At 30.5% G+C, this 1192-nt stretch carries 2 protein-coding genes; both read left to right on the top strand.

Annotation, left to right across the window (positions count from 1 at the left end):
• The coding region (locus tag HX062_RS16110; protein ID WP_286468130.1) for a hypothetical protein at positions 1–422 on the top strand (422 nt) is incomplete at its 5' end.
• Positions 423–605: 183 nt separating this feature from the next.
• On the top strand, positions 606–1145 hold the full coding sequence (locus HX062_RS16105; RefSeq protein ID WP_182626825.1) for a hypothetical protein: 540 nt from the start codon (positions 606–608) through the stop codon (positions 1143–1145).
• The last annotated feature ends 47 nt before the right edge of the window (positions 1146–1192 follow it).

The following is a 1192-nucleotide window of genomic DNA, read 5'->3' as shown; positions in this document are numbered from 1 at the left end:
GATGGACTAATAGTGTTGATTTGTCTAAAGAGAATAAAGAAGAATTGCTAAAAGAAGTTGAAGTATTTTATAAGGATTTAATACATCTTTACGAAAGTCAAGATGTTAATGGATTAGCAGGGAAGTATTATAAGAGACAATATGAAATAGCACAATCTCTATATCAGAATAAGGAATATAAATCTAAAGCTATAGTTAATGGTCTTGTAGAAGATGTTAACGAGAAAGCTCCCTTTATCTTCTTTGGTTACCAAATGAAATTTTATGGTAATGGAAAATTAGTCAAACTAGCCAAGATGGAAGATAAGTATTATCTTAATTTCTCTGCATTAATGAGAGAAGATAGTAATGGTGATGCGACACAATACTTTATGTATCTCCACCGCCCTAAGGCAGGAGCACCATTAGAAGTAATCCGTTAGTTATGCAGAGGAGTATATATGTTCTTCTTTTTTTGAACTTAGAAGTACGTAGTTGTGCTCAAAAGACAATAACAAAGTATGCCCCAGAGCAAGTACATCTTGAGTGTTCTAAATATTACACGCCAAGTGTGAATAATTGACTGATGGAATTCAACTACATGGACACAAATAATATAAAAAAAAATGATGAGATTAGAAGATATTGATGATTCATTTTATGTAGAGAATGATGTAAATGGGATAGTAACATACTATTTAGACCCGGAATTAACGAAGCCTTATACGGGAGTAATATATAATAAATGGCAAGGTAAGATAGAAAGTGAAGCAGAATTTATAGATGGTTTAAAAAATGGATTGGAGCATGTGTATAATGAAGAAGAAGAATTGATACTGATTAGTGAGTGTAGAGGAAATATTGAGTTTGGAATCTCAAAAGAATTTGAGAAGGGATACCTTACATCAGTAAGTATAAACTATAATGGTAGATTAGTGAAATATTTAGAAATAGGTCATAATTATGAGATAATTAATGTTCAAAAATTTTACTACGATGTAACTAAAGGGGACAAAATACCCGAAGGTGATAAGATAATAACTAATATGTCTTATGAAAGACTACCGAAGTATATAAGAATGTTGTTAGAACTATCTGATAAGGAATTGGTAGAATATGAGTTTAAAAGAGATAACCCTTATTTAAGACCTCCTTATAATATTTGAAGTCGTTGTAAGATTAAAAAATCTAAATATGATATTAGCAGTAGATG

It is taken from the genome of Myroides sp. DF42-4-2 (assembly GCF_030326445.1).
Taxonomy (GTDB): Bacteria; Bacteroidota; Bacteroidia; order Flavobacteriales; family Flavobacteriaceae; genus Flavobacterium.
This window is presented reverse-complemented; position numbering and strand designations above follow the sequence as displayed.

What these genes read in the sequence shown, in the direction of transcription:
- HX062_RS16105 (WP_182626825.1), top strand. Translation starts at nt 606, where the DNA reads ATGATGAGATTAGAAGATATTGATGATTCATTTTATGTAGAGAATGAT.